Here is a 6133-nt window from a genome sequence, read left to right on the forward strand (position 1 = left end):
CACCACCCTCACCACGCAACACATCCACCACCGACCAACCCACCAACCCCCGCACCACCCCATCCACCTCCAACACACACTCCCGAAACACCTCACACCCCTCAAACAACTCCCACCCCATCCCCAACCACTGACCCCCCTGACCCGGAAACACCAGGACCGCACCGCCGGTTCCGTTGCGTGCGAGGTCGGTCACAGTGTGGTCGGCGGGTGTGCCCTGCCGTACGGACGCGAGACCGGCGCGGAGGTTCTCGTGGTCCGTGGCGAGGACCACCGCGCGGTGCGGCAGCGCACTGCGGCGGGCGAGTGCGGCGGCGAGGTCGGGCAGTCGCAGGTCGGGGCGTTCGGCGAGGAAGGTGTCGAGGCGTTCGGCCTGGGCCTTCAGGCCCGCGGCGGTGGCTCCGGACACGATGCAGGGGGTGCCGCCCGCCAGCAGCCCGTTGTCGGCAGGGGGGTTGGGCCGCGGGGCGGCGTTCGTGGGGCGCTCGGGCGGGGCCTCTTCGAGGATCAAGTGTCCGTTGGTGCCGCTGATCCCGAACGAGGAGATGCCCGCGCGCCGGGGACGGTCCGTACGCGGCCAGGGGACGGCCGTGGTGAGCGGGGTGACGCCGGGGCACGCCGCCCAGTCCACGTGCGGGGTGATCTCGTCGGCGTGCAGGGTCTTCGGCAGCGTCCCGTGCCGCATGCCTAGGGCCATCTTCATGACGCCCGCCACTCCGGCGGCCGCCGCCGTGTGCCCGATGTTGGACTTCACGGAGCCGATCCGCAGGGGTTCGCCCTCGCGGCCCGCTCCGTATGTCGCCATCAGCGCCTGCGCCTCGATGGGGTCGCCGAGCTGCGTTCCCGTGCCGTGCGCCTCCACCGCGTCCACGTCCGCCGGTGAAAGGCCCGCGCTCGCCAACGCCGCCCTGATGACGCGCTGTTGGGAGGGGCCGTTGGGTGCGGTGAGGCCGCTGCTGGCGCCGTCCTGGTTGACGGCCGAGCCGCGCACCACCGCCAGCACGCGGTGCCCGAGGCGACGCGCGTCGGAGAGGCGTTCCATCACCAGGACGCCGGCGCCCTCGGCCGGGCCGAAGCCGTCCGCGGCGGCCGAGAAGGTCTTGCAGCGGCCGTCCCTCGCGAGTACGCGCTGGCGTGAGAAGGCGATGAGCGCCGAGGGGCTGGCCAGCACGGTCACGCCGCCGGCCAGCGCCAGCGAGCACTCGTCGCCGCGCAGGGCCTGGCAGGCCAGGTGCAGCGCGGTCAGGGACGCGGAGCAGGCCGTGTCGACGGTCACGGCGGGGCCCTCGAACCCGAAGACGTACGAGACGCGGCCCGACACCACGCTCATGGTGTTGCCGACCAGGGCGAACGCCTCGGCTTCGGCGGGGGCGTACTGGAGGCCGGGGACGTACTCCGAGGTCGACGCCCCGATGTAGACGCCGGTGCGGCTGCCGCGCAGCCGCGCCGGGTCGATGTCCGCACGCTCCAACGCCTCCCACGACACCTCCAGCAGCAACCGCTGCTGCGGATCCATCGCCAACGCCTCACGCGGCGAGATACCGAAGAACTCCGCGTCGAACTCCCCGGCGCCGTGGACGAATCCGCCCTCGCGGACGTACGACTTTCCCGACCGGTCGGGGTCCGGGTCGTACATGCCCGCCAGATCCCAGCCGCGGTCCGTCGGCAGGGCGCCGATGCCGTCCGCGCCGGAACCCACCAGCTGCCACAGCTTCTCCGGGGTGTCCGCGCCGCCGGGGTAGCGGCAGGCCATGCCGACGATGGCGATGGGTTCGCTCAGCGCCCCGGCGAGGCGGCGGTTCTCGCGCCGCAGCCGCTCCGTCTCCTTCAGGGACGTCCGGAGGGCCTCGACGAGTTCGTCATGGGGTGTGCTCATCATGGGCTCCGCTCTGAGGGGACGGTCCGGGGGTGTCCTTGCGCACCATGCGCAGCAGGTCGTCGACGCCCATGGCGTCGATGGTGTCCATGGCGTCGACGGCGTCGGTGGCGTCCGGGCCGTCGTCCCCTTCGGTGTCGGACGGGTGGTCGGCGGGGGCGGCGAGCCGCAGCAGCGTGTCCAGTACGCCGGTCTCGCGCAGCCGGGTCACGGGGATGGTGGACAGCAGGCGGCGCACCTCGGCATCGTCGGCGTCGGGGCGCCCGGCCGCGGCGAGGCCGGCGGGCGTTCCGTCGGCGGTGTCGGGGGCGGCGTCGGGGGCGAGTTCTTCCTGTAGGCGGCGGGCGAGCGCGGTGGGGTTAGGGTGGTCGAAGACGACGGTGGCGGGCAGCCGTGCGCCGGTGGCGGCGGAGAGGCGGTTGCGCAACTCGACCGCGGTCAGCGAGTCCACTCCGAGGTCGAGGAAGCCGCGCCCGGCCTCGATCGCGCCGGGTGAGGCGTGGCCGAGTACGACGGCGAGGTGGGTGCGGACCAGTTCGAGCAGGGTGCGGTGGCGCTCGGCGTCGGGCATGCCCGCGAGGCGGCGCACCAGCGAGGCTCCGGTGGGGCCCGCCCCGGCGACGGGGCGGGCGGTGGGGCGGATGAGGCCCTGCCACAGCAGCGGCACGGTGCCCGCGTCGGCCTGGGCGCGCAGCCGGGTGGCGTCCATCCGGGCGGCCATGACGAGCGGGTCGGGCAGGCCGTGGCCCGCGTCGAAGAGCGCCATTCCCTGTTCCGCGGTGAGGGGCAGGGCGCCGCCGCGGGCGAGCCTGGCCATGTCCTCGCGGGTGAGCTGTTCGGTCATGGCGCTGTCCACGCCCCACAGGCCCCAGGCCAGCGAGGTGGCGGGCAGGCCGTGGGCGCGGCGGTGGGCGGCGAGGGCGTCGAGGAAGGCGTTGGCGGCGGCGTAGTTGGCCTGTCCGGGGCCGCCGAGGACGCCTGCGGCGGAGGAGAACAGGACGAACGCGGCCAGGTCCATGTGCCGGGTCAGGTCGTGGAGGTGGAGGGCGGCGTCCGCCTTCGGGCGCAGCACGGTCCGCAGGTGGCGCGGCGTCAGGGACTTGAGTACGCCGTCGTCGAGGACGCCCGCGGTGTGCACCACGGCGGTCAGCGGATGCTCGGCGGGGATCGCGTCGATGACGCGGGCGAGGGCCGTGCGGTCGGCGGCGTCGCAGGCGGCGAAGGTGACGTGGGCGCCGTGCTCGGCGAGTTCCGCCGCCAGTTCGGCGGCGCCGGGTGCCTGTGCGCCGCTGCGGCTCAGCAGCGTCAGATGGCGGATGCCGTGCGCGGTGACCAGGTGGCGGGCCGTCAGGCCGCCGAGGACGCCGGTGCCTCCGGTGATCAGGGCGCTGCCCTCGGGGTCCATGCGGCGCGGCACAGTGAGGACGATCTTGCCGGTGTGGCGGGCCTGGCTCATGAAGCGGAACGCCTCACCGGCCTGCCGGAGGTCCCAGGTGCGTACGGGCAGCGGGCTCAGCACTCCGCGCTCGAACAGGTCGACGATGTCGGTGAGCATGGCGCCGACGCGGTCCGGACCGGCCTCCACCAGGTCGAACGCTCGGTAGGTGACGCCCGGGTGGGCGGCCGCCACCTCGTCGGGGTCGCGTTTGTCGGCCTTGCCCATCTCCAGGAACCGGCCGCCGCGCGGCAGGAGCCGCAGTGAGGCGTCCACGAAGTCGCCGGAGAGCGAGTCGAGGACGACGTCGAACCCGGCGCCGTCCGTCGCGCCGAGGAACTTCTCCTCGAAGGCGAGCGTGCGCGAGTGGGCGAGGTGCGCGTCGTCAAGGCCGAGGTCGCGCAGCGCGGGCCACTTGCCGGGGCTCGCGGTGCCGTATACCTCGGCGCCCCAGTGCCGGGCGAGCTGGGTGGCGGCCATGCCGACGCCGCCCGCGGCCGCGTGCACGAGCACGGACTCTCCCTCGCTCAGGCCGGCGAGGTCGGCCAGCCCGTAGTACGCGGTGAGGAACACCATGGGCACCGCCGCGGCCTGTTCGAAGGACCAGTTCGCGGGCATCGGCACGAGCATCCGGTGGTCGGCGACCGTGAGCGGCCCGAACGCGCCCGGCATGACGCCCATGACGCGGTCCCCCGCGGTGATCCCGTGGACGCCGGGCCCGACGTCGACGACGACTCCCGCGCCCTCGCTGCCGATGCCGACCTGCCCGGGGACCATGCCGAGGCCCACCACGACGTCGCGGAAGTTCAGCCCGGCGGCGCGCACGGCGACCCGGACCTGCCCTGCCCGCAGCGGCTCGGCCACCTCCGGGCAGGGCACGAACGCCAGGTCGGCGAGGGTGCCCTGGTCGACCGCGTCGAGCCGCCACGGGGTGCCGTCGGTGGGCGGCGCGAGCCCGGCTCCGGAGTCGGCGCGCGCGAGCCGGGGGATCAGCGGCCGGGCGTCCCGCACGGCCACTTGGGGTTCGTCGCCGCGCAGGGCGTCGACGAGCGCCTCGGCCCACGGGGCACCGGCCTCCTTGGGCTGCCGGACACCCGGATCCTCCAGGTCGACGAGCCCGAACCTGCCGGGATTCTCGGCCTGCGCGGAACGGAACAGACCCCATACCGGCGCCGCCCCGAGATCGCACACGCCGTCGAACGGCCCGGCGGCGACGGCTCCGCGCGTGACGGCGACGAGGCGACACGCTTCGAGACGGTCTTCGGCCAGCCAGGCTTGGGCCAGGAAGAGGAAGTTCTGAGTGGTGGTGTGGAGGGGGGTGGTGGTGGGATTCGGAGCCTCGGCGGCGTGGGCGCGGCACAGTAGCGCGGTGCGTGGGACCTCGTGCGCGCCCTCGGCACAGGCCGCGCTCAGTTCGTCGATGGACGCGTACCGGTGGACGCTGACGCCCTGGCCGCTCAGCGCCGCCGCTACGGCCCACGGGTCCTCGCCGATGACCGCCACGGGCCCCGCCGGGCCGTCCGGCGCCGGTGGCAGCGCCGACCAGTCGACGCGGAAGAGCGCGTCGGACGTCCAGCCGCCGGAGGAGCGCAGCTGGGCCGCGGTGACGGGACGCATGGTGAGGGTGTCGGCGCGGGCGACGGGGCGGCCGGTGGCGTCGGCGATGTCGACGCGGAGGGCGTTCGGGCCCGCCGGGGCGAGACGGACGCGGACGTCGGTGGCGCCGGTCGCGAGCAGCGTCGTACCGCTCCAGGAGAACGGCAGCCACGTGCCGTCGTCGGGCGTCGCTCCGGAGAGGCTCGCGGCGTGCAGCGCCGCGTCGAGCAGCGCCGGGTGGATGCCGAAGTCCGCGGCACGGGCGCGGGCGGTTTCGGGCAGGGAGACCTCCGCGAAGACGTCGTCGCCGTGGCGCCACGCGGCGCGCAGTCCCTGGAACGCGGGGCCGTAGCCGTAGCCGCGCCGGGTCAGGGACTCGTACAGGTCGTCGACCGGTACGGGTTCGGCCCCGGAGGGCGGCCAGGCCGTGAAGTCGTACTGCTGTGGAGCGCCGGATGCCCGGGCCGGTTCGGGGTCCGTCTCGGCGAGCGTCCCGGAGGCGTGTCGTAACCAGGACCCGTCCGCCGTGGTGCGCGCGTGCACGGCCACGGGACGGCTGCCGACCGCGTCGGCCGCGCCGACCACCACCTGGATCTGCACATCTCCTTGTGCGGGCACCACCAAGGGCGTTTCCAGGGTCAGTTCGTCGAGGCGCGCGCAGCCCGCCGCGTCCCCGGCCCGGACGGCGAGCTCCACGAACGCCGTTCCCGGTACGAGGACGGTGCGGCCCACGGCGTGGTCGGCGAGCCAGGGGTGCGTACGGACGGAGAAGCGTCCGGAGAGGACCAGGCCGCCGCCGTCGGCGAGTTCCACGACGGCGCCGAGGAGCGGGTGTCCGGCGGCGTCGAGCCCGGCTCCCGCGACGTCCGCCGCGGTGTCCCGCTCCAGCCAGTACCTGCGGCGCCGGAAGGCGTAGGTGGGCAGGTCGACGGCGCGGCCGCGCGCGTCGGGGAGGCGTGTCGTCCAGTCGACGGCGACGCCTTGCGCCCAGGCCTGGGCGAGCGATGCGAGGAAGCGGTCCATGCCGCCTTCGTCGCGGCGGAGCGTGCCCAGGGCCACGGCATTGGAGCCGGCCGCCTCGAAGGTCTCCTCCAGGCCGACGGTCAGCACGGGGTGGGCGCCGACTTCCACGAAGGCGGTGTGTCCGAGGTCGAGGAGGGTGCGGGTGGCCTGCTCGAACTCCACCGTCTCCCGCAGATTTCGATACCAGTACTCCCCGTCCAACT

2 protein-coding genes are annotated in these 6133 nt (G+C 74.5%); both read right to left on the bottom strand.

What is annotated here, in order from left to right; all coding sequences use genetic code 11:
• Positions 1-1876 (bottom strand): type I polyketide synthase (locus ACWDVB_RS40005; protein ID WP_451612056.1); only part of this gene is annotated, 1876 nt, incomplete at its 3' end.
• The coding region (locus ACWDVB_RS40010) for an SDR family NAD(P)-dependent oxidoreductase (protein ID WP_451519985.1) at positions 1860-6133 on the bottom strand (4274 nt) is incomplete at its 5' end. The genes ACWDVB_RS40010 and ACWDVB_RS40005, both read right to left, overlap by 17 nt.

It is taken from the genome of Streptomyces sp. NPDC003379 (assembly GCF_053589195.1).